15 protein-coding genes and 1 riboswitch are annotated in these 16299 nt (G+C 61.6%); of the genes, 6 read left to right on the forward strand and 9 right to left on the reverse strand.

Translation table 11 applies throughout. The features are described from left to right. Positions 1-1100: 1100 nt before the first annotated feature. Both IP76_RS15430 and IP76_RS15435 read right to left on the reverse strand, forming a co-directional pair. Positions 1101-1307, reverse strand: coding sequence for a DUF1737 domain-containing protein (locus tag IP76_RS15430; RefSeq protein WP_054159126.1), 207 nt, complete (start codon positions 1305-1307; stop codon positions 1101-1103). A gap of 1 nt (position 1308) precedes the next feature. Further along, complete coding sequence (locus IP76_RS15435) at positions 1309-2223, reverse strand: CoA ester lyase (RefSeq protein WP_054159127.1); 915 nt, start codon at positions 2221-2223, stop codon at positions 1309-1311. 110 nt (positions 2224-2333) lie between these two features. Here IP76_RS15435 and IP76_RS15440 point away from each other — a divergent pair, with 110 nt between their 5' ends. Next, positions 2334-2564, forward strand: a complete 231-nt coding sequence (locus tag IP76_RS15440; protein WP_054159128.1) for a hypothetical protein — start codon at positions 2334-2336, stop codon at positions 2562-2564. Positions 2565-2710: 146 nt separating this feature from the next. Continuing rightward, entirely contained in the window at positions 2711-3316 is a 606-nt protein-coding gene (leuD, locus tag IP76_RS15445) for a 3-isopropylmalate dehydratase small subunit (protein ID WP_054159129.1), read from the forward strand. Between the two features lie 150 nt (positions 3317-3466). Here leuD and IP76_RS15450 read toward each other — a convergent pair whose 3' ends face one another. Further along, positions 3467-4012, reverse strand: a complete 546-nt coding sequence (locus IP76_RS15450) for a chloramphenicol phosphotransferase CPT family protein (RefSeq protein ID WP_054159130.1) — start codon at positions 4010-4012, stop codon at positions 3467-3469. Positions 4013-4143: 131 nt separating this feature from the next. Continuing rightward, on the reverse strand, positions 4144-5076 hold the full coding sequence (locus IP76_RS15455; RefSeq protein ID WP_054159131.1) for a pyridoxal-phosphate dependent enzyme: 933 nt from the start codon (positions 5074-5076) through the stop codon (positions 4144-4146). 174 nt (positions 5077-5250) lie between these two features. Between IP76_RS15455 and leuB the strand changes: the two genes are divergently transcribed. Continuing rightward, entirely contained in the window at positions 5251-6363 is a 1113-nt protein-coding gene (gene leuB, locus IP76_RS15460) for a 3-isopropylmalate dehydrogenase (protein WP_054159132.1), read from the forward strand. A 340-nt stretch (positions 6364-6703) separates the two neighbouring features. Then, complete coding sequence (locus IP76_RS15465; RefSeq protein WP_054159133.1) at positions 6704-7573, forward strand: RNA polymerase factor sigma-32; 870 nt, start codon at positions 6704-6706, stop codon at positions 7571-7573. 21 nt (positions 7574-7594) lie between these two features. On the opposite strand, the gene IP76_RS15470 is transcribed toward IP76_RS15465, so the two are convergent. Next, a complete protein-coding gene (locus IP76_RS15470) occupies positions 7595-8791 on the reverse strand; it encodes an MFS transporter (RefSeq protein WP_197278357.1) in 1197 nt (398 codons plus the stop codon). A 108-nt stretch (positions 8792-8899) separates the two neighbouring features. Between IP76_RS15470 and IP76_RS15475 the strand changes: the two genes are divergently transcribed. Next, positions 8900-9808, forward strand: coding sequence for a LysR family transcriptional regulator (locus IP76_RS15475; RefSeq protein ID WP_054159135.1), 909 nt, complete (start codon positions 8900-8902; stop codon positions 9806-9808). Between the two features lie 350 nt (positions 9809-10158). Continuing rightward, the gene (locus tag IP76_RS15485; protein WP_054159137.1) at positions 10159-10803 is read left to right on the forward strand and encodes a glutathione S-transferase family protein; all 645 of its coding nucleotides are present in this window, start codon (positions 10159-10161) and stop codon (positions 10801-10803) included. A gap of 61 nt (positions 10804-10864) precedes the next feature. Here IP76_RS15485 and IP76_RS15490 read toward each other — a convergent pair whose 3' ends face one another. The 4 genes from IP76_RS15490 to thiB form a co-directional block, all read right to left on the reverse strand. Beyond that, the gene (locus tag IP76_RS15490) at positions 10865-12391 is read right to left on the reverse strand and encodes a M48 family metalloprotease (RefSeq protein ID WP_156318600.1); all 1527 of its coding nucleotides are present in this window, start codon (positions 12389-12391) and stop codon (positions 10865-10867) included. Between the two features lie 219 nt (positions 12392-12610). Then, positions 12611-13354 (reverse strand): thiamine ABC transporter ATP-binding protein, encoded by a 744-nt coding sequence (gene thiQ, locus IP76_RS15495; protein ID WP_054159138.1) that lies wholly within the window; start codon positions 13352-13354, stop codon positions 12611-12613. Beyond that, positions 13344-15002 (reverse strand): thiamine/thiamine pyrophosphate ABC transporter permease ThiP, encoded by a 1659-nt coding sequence (locus IP76_RS15500; RefSeq protein WP_054159139.1) that lies wholly within the window; start codon positions 15000-15002, stop codon positions 13344-13346. Before IP76_RS15500 ends, thiQ begins: the two co-directional genes overlap by 11 nt. Positions 15003-15008: 6 nt before the next feature. Then, positions 15009-16037: a thiamine ABC transporter substrate binding subunit gene (gene thiB, locus IP76_RS15505; RefSeq protein WP_054159140.1), complete on the reverse strand. Its 1029-nt coding sequence runs from the start codon at positions 16035-16037 to the stop codon at positions 15009-15011. 45 nt (positions 16038-16082) lie between these two features. Further along, positions 16083-16197, reverse strand: a riboswitch (TPP riboswitch). Positions 16198-16299 lie beyond the last annotated feature (102 nt).

Here is a 16299-nt window from a genome sequence, read left to right on the forward strand (position 1 = left end):
GGCGAGGCGGGATCGGCGCCGGGGCGATGTGCTGTCGCAGGCATAAAACCCCGGCCTGCTTGCAACGGTCTCCCTCCGGACGAGGGGGTGGAAGTGATGGCGGACGGTCGGATGCCTGACGCCGGAAACCCCCGATCGAAAGGACGTGCCTCAGAGGCACACAGACAAGGCGCCAGTGCTGTCGCAAACTCCAGACAGCGGGGCGAAACAAACGGCGGGGATTGGGGTCGGTCGCAAGACAGATCTCATCCCCCGGGCGAGGGTCCCGGTCGGATTGGTGCACCATCCGGCGGGAACCTCCCGGGCCACCGGCCAGGCTGAAGCGTCACACCCGTGATACCGACGCCGGACCCTTAGCCCGGTCAATCTTTGGGGAAACTCAAAGACCGTCGCCGCCTTGCCAGAGAGACGCATGCGAGCGGGACAAAACGCCGAACGGGGCGCCGGAAGGAGCCACATATTACTACTTAGACAGGCTGCTTCTGGCGCCCCGTCCGAGACAAGTTTCAAGCACACCCGGAGGGAGAGATCCCGACCGGCGGCGAAGCTTGGTTTTTTGACATTGATATATTTCCCCTCATTCTGAGGTGCCGGGCTTGCCTGGCCTCGAAGGGCGAGGCCACCCCGCCACCCCTCATGCCGAGGTGGGAGCGAATGCGACATCAGAAGCACGAGGCGAGCTCTGCGCCAGGTTATGAGGATGCTTCGAGGCCTGCGCTCTGCGCGTGCACCCCGGCATGAGGGCGTTGCGCAATGCGCGGAGCCCGTCTCACCTCCCCCCACTGTGGGGGAGGACGGAAAATCGAAGGCTTAGGCGAGCGCAAGCCGCCTAAACTTCAGATTTTCCTGGTGAGGGGATCGGTTCCGTTGCCACGACATAACGGCCCCTCACTTGCGATTTCTGATATTTACGCCGCTTGCGCTGGCCTCATTCATCGACATCGCTTTCTCCCCCGCTAGGGGCAGATGGACACTCCCGCCGCGCTCTGCGCGTGGACCCCCGGCATGAGGGCGTCGAGACGCGCTCACTCCGCAATCGCCCCCGCCAAGGGCGAGACGGCTCAGCGGTCTGAAGCCCATGGCATAGAGCGGCCGACGCTTTACTGTTCGCCGAGCTTCATCGCCGGGTCGTAGTCCTTGCCATGCACGGTCTTCACGACAGCCTGCCCGCAGTACATCTTGTTTTCCGCCGCATTGAAGGAGTGGCTCGGCGAGCCATGCAATTCCCAGCCCTTGTTCAGCGCGTCGGTCACGCGGTGGCAAAAGGCGGAATCGTCAGGGCCGGTGATAAAACGATAGACTTTCATCTCAAATGTCCTTTCGGGATTGGATTACGGCAAGCCGCTCGAGCAGGCGTGCGGCCTGATCCGCATGCAGGCGCTCGATCATGCGGCCATCGATATTGATGACGTTGAGCCCGGCATGGGCCGGGTCGGAGAAGGCCTCGACCACGAGCCGTGCTTCCGCCACCGCTTCGGCCGACGGGCCGAAATGCTGGTTGGCCCCAGCGATCTGCGCCGGATGGATCAGCATCTTGCCGTCAAAGCCCATCGCGGCCCCTTCGGCACACTCGGCTTCAAACGCGGCCAGGTCGCTGAAATCATTCGAGACGCTGTCGATGACGTCGAGCCCATAGGCACGGGCAGCGAGCAGCACCTGCATGAGATAGGGCACGACATAGCGCCGCGTGGGATCAGGCGGGATGCGCGTCGCCTTGCGCAGGTCGTTGAGACCGATGACGAAGGCATCGAGCCGCCCGGCGGAAGTGCGGCCGGATGACGCGATTGCGGCTGCATTCAGCACGCCGCGCGGCGTCTCGATCATCGCCCAGACCCTGAGACTTTCCGCCGCATCGCTTTCCGAGAGCACATCGACCACGCCCTGCACCTCAGTGGGGTCCTCGACCTTCGGCAGCAGCACGGCTTCCGGTGCAGCGGCAATCACCATTGCCACATCCTCGCGGTAGTGCATGCTGTCCGAACCATTCACCCGGACAATCCGCTCGCGCTTTCCGAGATCCGCTTCGCGCAGGAATTCCAAGAGCTTGCGCCGCGCCTCGGCCTTCACATCGGGCGCCACCGAATCCTCGAGATCGAAAATGATGGCATCGCAGTCGAGGCTCGCAATCTTGGCAAGCGCGCGTTCATTGACGGCCGGCACGGTCAGAACGGAGCGGCGCAGTCGGGACGGGTGGTTGAGATCGAGGGAGGACGAAAGGATCATGGCCGAGTTTTGGCAAGCTTTGGCCCCCTGCGCAAGATGACAAATCGGTGAAGGCCCCTTGCAATACAGGGTTCGAAGGATCACCTTTGCAGCGTGAAAGGACCATACTCATGCAGAATCTTCGCTCCGCCGTTCTCGCCCTTGCCGGCCTTGCCTTCGTCGGCATCGCAGCCGCTTTTGCGGTCTCGCTGACCCTGATCGTCGGAGCGCTTCTCAGCGTGACGCTCGCGGTGCGCATGCTGATGCCGCGTGCGAAGCGCCAGCCGGTTTATGCCCGCGCGAAACGCCGTGAAGACCTGCGCGTCTGGAATGACGGCAAGGGCACGATCATCGACCTCTGAGGCCGGAATGACGGCCGGAACGCCGGCCCGACATCGTCGATGACCCCGCTCCCTGCTGCCCGCCCAAGATTCTCCTTCAAATCCATGGCGATTTGCTCTATGGGCGAGACAACAGACGCTTTTTAGCCACATCGAAGGCAGGATTGATGGAAAAGTTCGTAAAGCTCACCGGCGTTGCCGCGCCGCTCCCGGTCGTCAACATCGACACGGACATGATCATCCCGAAGGATTACCTGAAGACCATCAAGCGCACCGGTCTCGGCGCTGGTCTCTTTGCCGAAGCCCGCTTCAAGGAAGATGGTTCGGAAAATCCGGATTTCGTTCTCAACAAGCCCGCCTATCGCAGCGCCCAGATCCTGGTCGCCGGCGACAATTTCGGCTGCGGCTCCTCGCGTGAACATGCGCCCTGGGCATTGCTGGACTTCGGCATCCGCTGCGTGATCTCCACGTCCTTTGCCGACATCTTTTACAACAACTGCTTCAAGAACGGCATCCTGCCGATCATCGTCAGCCCGGAAAACCTGGACAAGCTGATGGATGACGCCAGCCGCGGCTCGAATGCAGTCCTGACGGTTGACCTGGAATCCCAGGAAATCACCGGTCCGGACGGCGGCAAGATCACCTTCGAAATCGACGCTTTCAAGCGCCACTGCATGCTGAACGGCCTCGACGACATCGGCCTGACGCTGGAAAAAGCCTCGAGCATCACGACTTTCGAAACAGCCAACGCTGCACAGCGCCCCTGGGCGTGAGCGGCGGCAATGCTTGCATAAGGCCGGTCTGTCGTCTTCGGCCTTCACTTGGCACATAAAGCCGCCTGCAGCGCTAACGTTGCGGCGGTTTTTTTGTGTGATCAGACTGCACCGCATATGCCGGGCGGTGCGCGTGAACGGATACTGACCTCAAGCTGGCTTCAGTTCGACGAAACTTGAGGAGCGCCCGGCATTCCTCCATGCGACAAGTAGCTTTTCGACATTTGCCTCAGCGCCGTCCTCGGATTGCAAGTCGATGTCGTATATCTTCCCGACATGTATCGTCTCAAAATCCCGCTTGGAACTGCCCACCGGCCTGTCACCCCGCGAGGCTTCGCGCGCAATCAAAAGTTCGAGCGGGCAGTGAACAGCAACAAAAAAGACGTCGTGCTCTGCCAAAAGGCTGGCTAGTGCTTCTAGCCATCCGTTCGTATCGAGAATGTGCTCAAGAATAAGATCATTACCCGCATCCAGATAAGCCTTCAACGATCCGTGAAATCCATCGAAAAAGGCCGCCCGGGCATCAGCCCAGCGGAAATCACCATTCTTGAAGCGTTCCGTTGGAAGTACGCCAGCGTCACGCAGGTGATCGATCGATATATGCCAGAACGGTTTCTCGATGCGTTTTTGCAGTGCTCTCGCAATCGTTGATTTGCCGCTACTCGACGCTCCATGCAGAAAAATCACTTGTGCCATTCAATAGCCTCCCGGTTTGCGGCGGTGCGCTCGCGACTATTTGGGGCCGCAAACCAGCCATGCCGTCGCCAAGAATTAACGTGCGAAGAACCTTATCTTATTCAGCCCGCAGCCCGGCTTTTCTTTTGACGTCAGCAATACTGAGCCCGCCAGTTCTCCAGCATGGCAAGCGAAACGCCAATCCCGCCACAGACTTCGATCAGCGGCGCCTTGAACCGGGAGAGAAGCCCGGCATGCACATCTGCAACAGCAAGGGCTGCACCACAGGCCGGCTCCACCAGCACCCGATGCGCGTCGGCAAACTTCAGGCAGGCCCGGACGGCCTCGGCATCGGTCACGGTCACGCTTTCGATCGGATGATGATCGACCAGATCGAAAACATGGCGCGCCACCTGTCGCGCGCCAAGCGAATTGGCGATCGAGGTAATGGCCGGCAAGGTAACCCACGCCTTTGCGGCAATCGCGGCATTGAGCGAAGCCGCCCCTTCCGTCTCGACCGCGATCACCGGGATGGTCGAAAGCCCGTTGCGCTGCAAGCCTTCGACGATGCCGGCAAGCAACCCGCCACCGCCGACGCTGGTCACCACGCAGTCAAACTCGGCGCCCGCCCTGACCACTTCATCGATCAGCGTTGCATGGCCCTGCCACAGCAGCGGATGATCGTAAGGATGCACATAGGCGGCATTTTGCGCCGCCGCGAGCGAGACCGCATGGGCATTGGCCTCATCGAAGACCCTGCCATGCACCAGCACCTCGGCGCCGGTCGCCGCGATCCGGGCCCGCACCTCGGACGAGGTGGTTTCCGGCACGACAATCGTCACTGGCACCCCGAGGGAACGCCCGGCAAAGGCCGCGGCAATGCCGGCATTGCCGCCAGAGGCACAGAAGATTTGCCGGGCACCCTTCGCCACCTCATGCTGGCAGAGAAGACCGACGCCACGCAGCTTGAAGCTGCCGGACGGCTGCAGCGCATCGAGCTTCAGCCAGAGCGGCAGGCCGCTTTTGCTGTAGGTGGCAGAGGTCCGCAGGAGCGGCGTTTCAATGTGGAGCGGGGTAAGAGACATGGGGCGCGCATTCCGGTGGCAGGGACGATACTTCTGGACGTCCAGGCCTGTGCGGTCAACCACGCCTCTTGCCGAGCGAAACCCCGCAAACCGTACCGTTTCCGGCCCATCTCGCTTGAAAAGCCCAAACGCCCCGCGTAAGACACCGCAACTTTGAACGAGTGGAGGGTTTCCATGACTGCGCGCAATCTTCTCCTGCTGCCCGGCGACGGCATCGGCCCGGAGGCCATGGCCGAAGTCCGCAAGATCATCGCCTATATGAACGCCGAACACGGCGCTGGCTTCGTTACCGATGAAGGCCTGGTTGGCGGTTCCGCTTACGACGCGCATGGCGCAGCGATCTCGGAAGAAGACATGGCCAAGGCGCTTGCCGCCGATGCCGTTCTCTTCGGTGCCGTCGGCGGCCCGAAGTGGGATGACGTTCCGTACGAAGTCCGTCCTGAGGCCGGACTTCTGCGCCTCCGCAAAGATCTGGAACTCTTCGCCAACCTGCGGCCCGCGATCTGCTATCCGGCACTGGCCAATGCTTCGTCGCTCAAGCCGGAACTGGTCGAAGGCCTCGACATCCTGATCGTCCGCGAACTGACCGGCGGCGTCTATTTCGGCGAGCCGAAGACCATCACCGACCTCGGCAACGGCCAGAAACGCGCCGTCGACACCCAGGTTTATGACACCTACGAGATCGAGCGGATCTCGGCTGTCGCTTTCGAACTGGCCCGCACCCGCGGCAACCGCGTCTGCTCGATGGAAAAGCGCAACGTCATGAAGTCGGGCGTGTTGTGGAACCAGGTCGTGACCGCGACCCACAAGGAGAAGTTCTCCGACGTGACGCTGGAGCACATGCTGGCGGATGCCGGCGGCATGCAGCTCGTGCGCGCCCCGAAGCAGTTCGACGTGATCGTCACCGACAACCTGTTCGGCGACATGCTGTCGGACGTCGCCGCCATGCTGACCGGTTCGCTCGGCATGCTGCCGTCGGCCTCGCTCGGCGCACCTGATGGCAAGACCGGCAAGCGCAAGGCGCTCTACGAGCCCGTGCACGGCTCGGCCCCGGACATTGCCGGCAAGGGCATCGCCAACCCGATCGCCATGATCGCCTCGTTCGCCATGTGCCTGCGCTACTCCTTCGCCATGGTGAAGGAAGCCGACACGCTGGAAAAGGCGATCGCCAACGTGCTCGACCAGGGCATCCGCACCGGCGACATCATGGCCGAGGGCTGCCGCCAGGTCGGCACCGTCGAGATGGGCGACGCGATCCTCGCCGAGTTCAAGGCGCTGTCCGCCTGATCCGGTCAAACTGACAGGGGTCGACGGGCCCTCAAACGAACATGCAATGGCGCGGGGCAACCCGCGCCGTTCTGCATTCTGGCGTCCAGCCACGGCGGTGGACCTGCCTCTTTAAATCACGTCTTCGTGAGAACATGCTTTTAAACGTCCAGAGGTCACCGACCGGCAAACCGTCGGGCGAGAGCCTGCGTAATGCAAAGCGGAATTGATGAGGAAAATGGAACAAAAGGTGGCGCGAGCCCAGCCCGGTGGAACCGGAAGGGCGCTCGACCGTTGAGACTTCAATTGACGGATATAGGGCCCGTCGACGCGCGATCCACCCCGACCAGGAGAGATTCCGATGAAAGCCATGTCCGCCGACCGACACATTATCAGATACGCCATGGCGCAGCCCTACCTGGAGCGCGAGGAAGAACTCGACCTTGCGATCCGCTGGAAAGAGAATGATGACCAGGCTGCACGAAACCGCATCGCCCAGGCGCATATGCGCCTCGTCATTGCCATGGCCTCGAAGTTTCGCGGCTTCGGATTGCCACTCAATGATCTGATCCAGGAAGGATATATCGGCCTTCTGGAAGCAGCCGCCCGCTTCGATCCCGGCCGCGAAGTGCGGTTCTCGACCTATGCCGGCTGGTGGATCCGCGCCTCGATGCAGGATTATATCTTGCGCAACTGGTCGATTGTCCGTGGCGGTACAAGCTCAAGCCAGAAGGCACTGTTCTTCAACCTGCGCCGCCTGCGCGCCAAACTTGCTCAGGGTGACAACCGCCTTTCAGATCAGGCGATCCACCAGGAAATCGCCTCGGCCCTTGGTGTCAGCCTTTCCGACGTGCAGTCGATGGACGCGCGCCTTTCCGGCAATGATGCATCCCTGCAAACCCCGGTCGCCGGACGGCATGGCGAGGGCACGGAGCAGCTCGACATGCTGGAAAGTGGCGAAGCCCTGCCGGACGAACAGGTGACCTCGATCATTGACGGCGAACGCTGGACCGGTTGGCTGCGGGACGCCATGAATGGCCTCAACGAGCGTGAGAGCCGCATCATCAAAGCTCGCCGCCTGACGGAAGATGGAGCAACACTAGAAGAGCTCGGTATGGAGCTTGGCATCTCCAAGGAGCGTGTCCGCCAGATCGAGACACGGGCCCTGGAAAAGCTCAAGGTCGCACTCACCGACAAGGCGCCAGCATCGGCCCGTTACGAGATGGCGTGACGGCGGCTGACAGAGCCGCTATCACCTATCGCCCGACGGCCAAAGTCGGCGGATGATCATCGCGAGAGCTGCCGCAGAGATTGCAATCGCGGCGGCAACATAACCGACAAAAGCGAGATCCCAGTGCTTGATGGTCGCGCCGCCTATCAGCGCGCCAAGACCGATACCCGCATTTGCCATTGAAACATTGAGTGTTCCGGCAAGCGCCTGCGAGTGACTTGCCGCCTTCATGACCCTCACCTGGCAAATCGGATAGAGTGCGGTGTTGGCGATGCCCCATGCCCCCAGAGCCAGCATGAGAAGCCCGTGTGACGAGGCAAGATAGGGTGTTGCAGCCATCCCGGCAGCCAGAATCAGGGACGCAACACCAGTGGCGACAAGCGGGCCCCGCCCGACGAAATGACCACCAAGCCAATTGCCAACCATGCCCAGCAGCCCGAAACCCATCAACCACCAGCCGACTTGGGAAGGCGGGACCATCGCGACACGCTCGAGCACATCGGCCAGATAGGTATAGGCGGTGAACATGGCGGTGAACACCACGACGGAAAGGGCAATATTGGCGAGAAAGAAGGGATCTCTCAGGATAAGGGCCTGAGCCAGGGCGCTGACCTTTTTCGGCTGGACGATGATGGGCATGAAAAATGCGAGCAAGACGGCCATCATCAGTGACATGCCTGCCAGTAGCCAGAAAGTACCGCGCCAATCGATCGCGTCGGATGCCAGGGTGCCGATCGGTATCCCCAGGACCATCGCGGCGGCAATGCCCATATAGACTTGGGAAATAGCCTTGCTCGCATGCTTCGCACCGACAAGTTCTGCGGCGCTCTCGCTCGCTGTTCCCCAGAAGACAGGCAGTGCCAATGCTGGAACGAACCGAGCCAGCCCCAGAACCCAGATGTTCGGCGCCAAAGCGGCAAGCGCGTTCGACACGGCAAAAACGCCAAGAATGAAGATGAACAGTCGCCGGCGTTCCAGATGCGACAGCATTGCGGTCAGGAACGGGCCGGCAATCATGACAGTGAATGCAAACAGTGTCACGAGTTGCCCGGCTGTCGAGACCGAGACACCAAGATCGCGAGACAGCGAAGGCAGAAGCCCCACGATTATGAACTCGGTTGTCACGATGACAAATGCCGAAATGGTCAGCAACAAGACGGACAGACGCTGGCTCCGAGGCTTGATGAGCGTCGTCATAGACGGTGTATCGATTGTCACGAGAGGGCTCCGGTTGATCAGCCCGCAGCAGTAATATGGACGCCACTTCTCGTCACGCGGCAATAATTCCTATATTGCTGGAAAAAATTTCCATAATTGGCGAACGCAATGATCCCAACAGAACGGTTGAAAGGCATCGAGGCCTTTGTTCAGGCAGCGCAAACAGGAAGCTTCACTGCCGCCGCCGAGAAGCTAAACCTGACGAACTCCGCAATTGGCAAAAGTGTTGGGCGGCTGGAGGCACGGCTTGGCCGCAAGCTGTTCGAGCGCACGACACGAAGGCTTGTCCTGACGGATGCCGGAGCTGCATTCCATGCCGTTTGCGTGCGCGTTCTGGCGGATTTGGCGGATGCAGAAGCCATTCTCGCCGCAGGAGACACCGAACTTGCCGGCAGACTGCGGATAGATGTTCCAGTCGCCTTTGGCCATATGCAGGTCATGCCATTGATCCTGAACCTCGCACAACGCTTCCCCAAGCTGAAGCCTGAAATCAGCTTCACCGACCGCTTCGTCGATATCATCGAGGACCGCATCGACATTGCAGTCAGGATCAGCGCTCCCCAGGCCTGGCCGGACGCGCTCGGCTCGCGCTATCTTGGTCGAGAGCGCCTGATCATTTGCGCAGCGCCGGATTTCATCGAACGACATGGTCTCCCGACATCCGGCGATGATATTTCGCGATATGACAGCGTGATCTACGGAAGAAGCGACGGAAGCACGATCCCATGGCAACTGGTTCGACAGGATGGCCAGGTCGAGAGCCGAGCCATGAATGGGCGTATTCTGGTTGGAAGTGCAGAGGCGCAGCTCGCTGCCGTGCGTGCCGGCTTCGGCATTGCACAGCTCGCGACCTGGCTGGCCCATGACGATCTGGCCGCAGGCAGGCTGGTCGAGGTGTTTCCCGACATGGCCACCGACGGCCTGCCTCTGCATCTGATCTGGCCCCGAAGCCGGCACCTGAGTGCCAAGGTCGATGCAGCGCTCGCGGCACTCAGCGAAGGCCTGAGAATACGGTAGAGGCGGGAGATCAGGCCTGCACCGCTTGGCGGGGGCAGTCTTGCCCCGAGCGACACTTCGCTGCGAAACTCAGCGTGCCGGACGGCATGGCGAAGCGGCGGAAGAGCTCGATATGCTTAAAGAAGCGAGGCCCTGGCTGATTGGCTGCGAACACTGGACGGGCGGCATGAGAGACATGATGAAGGACCTCGACGAGCATTGGGGCACTATCCTGAGGCCAACTGCGGCATTTGCTCAAATGCCCCGATCGCGAGGCAGCGCTGGCAAACATCCGATCATTGGAAATCCAATTCATTGAACGGCGAAAGTCTGCGTGGTAGTGCAACTTTGAAGTGAGATCGGAGGGTGCCATGATATCCAGCCAAGCGACATATCATCTATACGGCGCGTCCGGTTGGGGATCCGTACTGGTGGAAGCGGCGCTGGTCCGCGCAAAACTTCCGTTTACGGTCGAGGATGTGACTGGCTTTGATACGCCGGGTGAAGCGCGGGACCGCCTGCTGGCTGTCAATCCTCTCGCACAGATACCCGTTCTTGTTCTGCCCGATGGAACGGCGATGGCCGAGAGTGCTGCCATTCTGCTCCATATCTCCGAAACCTGCCCCCAGGCAGGGCTTGCCCCCGCGGTCGGCGATCCAATGCGACCCGTGTTCCTGCATCGACTTGTGTGGCTTGTCGCTGCGGTCTACGCGACGTTCACCTATGCGGACTACCCTGAACGGTGGGCACCCAGCGCGCCAGAGGAGTTCAGGGATCGCGTGATGAACCGCCGCAAGGATTTATGGCGGCAGTGGGAACGGCAGGTCAGCGCGTCACCCTGGGCACTCGGTGAAAACTTCTCGGCCCTCGACATCTGCATTTGTGCCATGAGCCACTGGCGCCCGGGGCGTGACTGGATGAAACAGGAATGCCCGAAGCTCGCGACCATCGCGCTGAAAGTTGACGCGGAACCCGATCTACGCCCGGTCTGGCAGAGAAACTTCGGGAACGACTGAGCCATTGACGGGGCTGCAATCGTTGAACAGCCACTAAGGCCAGAGCGCCAACAAAAGTCGCTCACTCAGTGATGATCTTCACCCGCATGCCCGGCGCCACTGTCGAGGCCGGACCAAGTGCATTGATCAGGCGGAAAAGCTCGAGCTTGCGGTCGGTGCCCATCATCCGGGCCGACATGGTGCCGACATTATCTGACGGGCCGACGGTGACGACACGGACGCGCAGTGGCTTCAGCGAGCTTGCCTCCTGCGGTGTGATCCGGCGGAAGCTGGAGCGCAGCTGCGAGGCTGTCGGAGTCAGCTGCGGGCTGCTCTTAGGCACGGCGGTCAGGAAGCGAAAGATCTGCGGGCCGATGCGGATGACCGTAATGTCGAAATCCCAGCGATCGGCCGAGGCCCGCGCAGTTGCGGCCTCTAGACCGTTGACATTGATCGCCTGGATCGTGTCCGGCAGAAGACCGGTCACCCAGCCGCTGGAAATGTAATTGGCCAGCGTCATCTTCTTGTTGTCAGCCACGCCATCGAAGCGGATTGCAACATCGCCGGGACCCGTTGCCAGGACCGCCTCGACCTTGTTGTCGATGACGAAACCGGCCGGGACATCGAAGCGGATGCCAAGCTTGCCATGCAGGAAGGTCTGCCCGCGCACATAGCCCTCGTCCGGGCTGTCGCCATAGAGCAGGCCATCGATGCCATTCAGGTAATAGTCGCGACCCGTCTCGCCGTGGCTGCCTTCCGGCCCGAAGGCACGGGCATGACGCTTGGCGAATTCGACGCGCTGCGGCGCATTCGGGTGGCTCGACAGGAAGTCCAGGCTCTGGTCGGCATCAGGATCGACCGAGGTGAACTGGCTGTATTTGGCCATGGAATCGAGGAAACGGGCAGCGGCATAGGGATCGTAGCCCGCCTCACCCAGCGTTCTGACGCCGATCACGTCGGCCTGCAATTCCTGCTGACGCGAGAAGGCAGCCAGACGCAGCTTGCCGCGGGCAAGTGCCTGCTTGCCGGCGAGATCGCTGGACAGGACCTCCGCCACAACCCGGCTGGCAATCACTTCCGCCTCTTCGCGGCGCTGACGCTCGATGCCGTGGTTTGCCGTGACATGCGCCATTTCATGGCTGAGCACGGCTGCCACTTCCGACGCGTCATTCGCAAGCGCCAGAAGGCCGCGCGTGACATAGAGATACCCCCCCGGCAGCGCAAAGGCGTTGATCGCGGGGGAATTCAAAATGGTGATGCGGTAGGACTGGTTCGGATTTTCCGACACGGCCGTCAAAGCACCGGCAATGCGGGCGACAAGCCGCTCGGTCTTGGCGTCGGAATATTCACCGCCATAGGAGGCAACGATGCGGGGATGCTCGCGGGCCCCCATCTGCGCGCGCGGATCGCCCTTTTGCACTTCATCGACGATCTGCGGATTGCTCGATGGCGCGACAGAGGGCTCATAGGCCTGCTCGAAAACAGACTGGCAAGAGGACAGCACAAGGCCGGCAGAGACGAGCACTGCAACGCTCGATGCCAGCCGCAAGGGGCGGCGCTGCCGTCCCTTTTCGGCAGCCATCACGCTGATCCGGCTCAAAAACTGCATCCTGCCCCTTCACCCTTGCCCGAAAGACCCATGCAAGGATCCACTCGCCTTACCACGCACTGCCCGGCGAGAATCGTTCCGGACCGAATCCCTCACATTTTCCATAAAGCGAAAATGATCTGGGCTCCAGTCGGTAGATAGTGCCGCGCCTCGCTTCTACCAAGCCCAGCCGAGCCGGACTTTTTCCATTCCGGCGCATGCCAGCCCCGAACGACCAAATTAAGGCGAAAGACCCTCTGCCCGACCGTCGCCAACGAACTGTCGCACGGCTTCGACATCCGTGCGCATAAAGAATTCCGCAGATGGTACCGACAACAGCACGCGACCGTTTTCGATGAAGACGACATGTTTGGCAAGCCGTTCGATGTCTCGCGGATCATGGGTGACGAGCAGCAGCGTGGCTCTGGTTTCGGCCTGGAGATCGGCGATGAGTTCGACCATCGAACGGCGCAGGCCCGGATCAAGCGCCGCGAGCGGCTCATCGAGCAACAGGACGGGACGATGCCGCACCAGAGCCCGGGCAATGGCGGCGCGCTGTCGCTCACCGCCCGAAAGAGAGCCCGGCAATCGATGGTCGTAACCCCCAAGCCCAACCCGCTCAAGCGCATGCCAGATGGCTTCACGGTCCGCAGGCGACAACCTCAGTCCCGGATGAATGCCGAGCCCGATATTGGTGAAGAGATCGAGATGCGCGAAGAGGTTGTTGTCCTGGAAGACAAGGGAAACCGGACGCTCGGCCGGCGTCAGCCGCGTGACATCCTGCCCGTCGATCCGCACTGCACCGCTTTCCGGCTGCTCGAAGCCAGAGACAAGATTGAGCAGCGTCGACTTTCCCGAGCCGGATGGGCCGACAATGGCCGTAACCGCACCGCGCTCGAAACCACAGTCGAAATCGAAGTGGCTGGTGCCAAGCGTCAGGGTCACATGATCGAGTGTAACGGCGGCAGCGGTTTCAAGCGGCATCAACACGCTCCCTTGCAGTCGAACCCGGCGCGCCAAGCAGAGCCAAAAGCAGGCAGATCAGGCCAAGGATCAGCGCCAGCCCGTCGGCATCGTGGCTGCGATAGCTGCCCATGCTGGCATGGATCAGCGTTGGCAGCGTGGAAATATTCTCCGATCCGAACAAGGCCACAGCACCCAGGTCGCCGAGCGACAGGGCCATGGCGAAGGTCAGCGCGGCAAACAGCGGCCGGCGCAAAACCGGCCAGTCGATCAGCCGGAGGCGCTGCCACACGGAGAGGCCGAGGCTTTCGACAAGCCGGGCCGTGCGCTCGCGGTGGTCACGATAGGCCGGTTCCAGAACGCGCGTGGCAAAGGGCAGCGCCATCAGGCCATTGATGCCCGTCACGACGAAAGGGGCAAAAAGCGCGACATCCCCATACGGCCGCAGCATCAGGAACCAGCCGGTGGCGAGTACCGTCGTCGGCACGAGCAGAACCAGCGAAGAGACGCCGGCGAGGCCGAGAGAAAAAGCCTGCGTGACGGGCGCGGCAGACATTGTCCGATCGTGGCGGCCGGTCAACTGGCTGCGCGCCGCGACCACAGCATAGGCGCCAAGGGTGGCCAGAAGCCCGGCCGCGACCGCAACGATGAGACTGGTCAGTGCCGCCTGCTGAAACGCCGATTGCTGCATGAGGCGCCACAGATCGGATCGAAGCCCGGAGACCACGACCTGTCCGAGCGGCAGGATAAGGAAGAGGGCGCTCACGGCAAGCAGCAGCCCATCGGCTGTGCGAACCAGCGCAGCGCGTCCGTCGAAACGGGGAAAGCGGCGGCCGCTTGCCTGGCCCGCATCGCTGGCGCTTGGAAGAAGGCTCAAGGTCAGGAGCACGACAGCGGTCACGAGGATCTGCATCACGGCCAGCGAGACGGCGCGCTCCGGATTGAAGTCGAAGCGCAGGGCCTGATAGATCGCGACCTCGATCGTGGTCGCTGCCGGTCCTCCGCCGAAGATCAGAACAAGCGTGAAACTGGTGACGCAGAGCATGAAGATGAGGCCGGCCGCCCCCGGAATGACGCGAGCAAGCACCGGCCATTCGATGAACCGGAAGGTCGAGAGCGGCGAAAAGCCGAGGCTGGCGCCCATGCGCCAATATTCCGCCGGTACCCGCTCCAGCGCAGACAGCAGGAGCCGGGTGGCTAGTGGCAGGTTGAAGAAGACATGGGCGACCAGAATGCCGCCAAGACCATAGATCGAGAGTGACTGAGAGACGCCGAGGCCGACAAGCGCCGTGTTGACGATGCCATTGCGGCCGAAAATGCCGATCAGGCCAAGCGCGCCGATCAGAACGGGCAGCCCCATGGGCACGGCCATCAGCCGGATGAGCCAGACCCGACCCGGAAAGGATGGCTGGCGGGCAAGCGCACTGGCCACCAGGACAGCCAGGCCGACAGAGAGAAATGTCGAGAGCGCTGCCTGCCAGAGCGTAAACTGCAGGAGTGCCAGGATCACCGGATCGCCAAAGATGTTGAGCACGCCGGATCCTGTGCGCCCCGACAGCAGGGAAAAAAGTGCCGTGCCAACGAAACCGCCAATCGCCAGCAGAACGAACAGGCCGCCCACGAATGCGGGCAGCCTGTCACGCCAGGACTGATGGAGCGGTCTCGCCATCGACGCTCAGTTCAGCGTCATGGCCTTGAGCCACTCATCGATCCAGGCCTGACGATGCTCCGCCACCTCTTCGGGTGACTTCAGGAACGTGACCTCGGGTGTGACCAGCTTGCCAAAGGCCTCCGGCAGCGGATCGGTGGTGGCGGCAGCCGGCATCATCCAGTTGTTGGTCGGAATCGTGTCCTGGAAGGCAGGCGTCAGGGTGAAGGCGAGGAACTGACGGGCAAGCTCCTTTTCCGGCGCATTCTTCATCAGGCCGGCAACCTCGATCTGGATATAGTGCCCTTCAGAGAAGGCAGCGGCCTGATAGCGATCGGTTTCTTCCGCCACCATGTGATAGGCGGGGGACGTCGTGTAGGACAGAACCATCGGCGCCTCGCCCTTGGTGAACAGACCATAGGCTTCCGACCAGCCGGGAGTGACGGTCAGGACACGGTTCTTCAGCTTGGCCCATGCGGCCGGCGCTTCGTCGCCATAGACAGCCTTGACCCAGAGCAGCAGACCGAGACCCGGTGTCGAGGTGCGCGGATCCTGGATCACGATCTTCTCCGCCGGGTCGCCCTCGACAAGCTCCTTCAGGCTTTTCGGCGGGTTCTTGACGGTCTGCGTATCGTAGATGATGGCAAAATGCCCGTAGTCATAGGGGATGAAGGTATCATCCTTGAACCCGTCGCCCGGCAGGGTCAGGGCGGATGTATCGAGTCCATGCGCCTCGAACAGGCCGGTCTGCTTGGCCTCCGCCACCAGATTGGTATCGAGACCGAGCACGACATCAGCCTTTGAGGTCTCACCTTCGAGCTTCAACCGGGTGAGGAGGGCCACGCCATCGGCAACGCCGACGAAGTTGACCGTGCAGCCGCACGTCTTTTCGAAGGCTTCCTTGACCTTGGGGCCTGGACCCCATTCGGAAACGAAGCTCTCATAGGTATAAACGGTCAGCGTCTTTTCGGCCGCAAGCGCGGACGTGCCGAAGCCGAGACCAAGGATCGCGGCGGCCAGGCCGTGCAGGAACATGGATGTAATCTGGGGTCGCATGGCGCCCTCCTCCTTCAATATCGTTGCTGTCGGGATAGGGCGCCTGATCTCGTCGCGTCTAATCCCTCCGCCGGTGTTAACCGGATCAGGTTCCGCGGGTTGGCAAGACTGCCTCTCAGCCAAGGATCCAGATGGACCGAAGGCACCCCGTTAGAGCACTCAAGCAAATAGCGCGGCACTTGGCCGAGTGCAAGATGGGGACATTTCGCCCCAGGACGCCAAACGTCAGGAAATTGGCAAGTGCTGCGTGCTAGACCGGGGT

The sequence above is a fragment of the Rhizobium sp. AAP43 genome (assembly GCF_001296045.1).
GTDB lineage: Bacteria > Pseudomonadota > Alphaproteobacteria > Rhizobiales > Rhizobiaceae > Allorhizobium.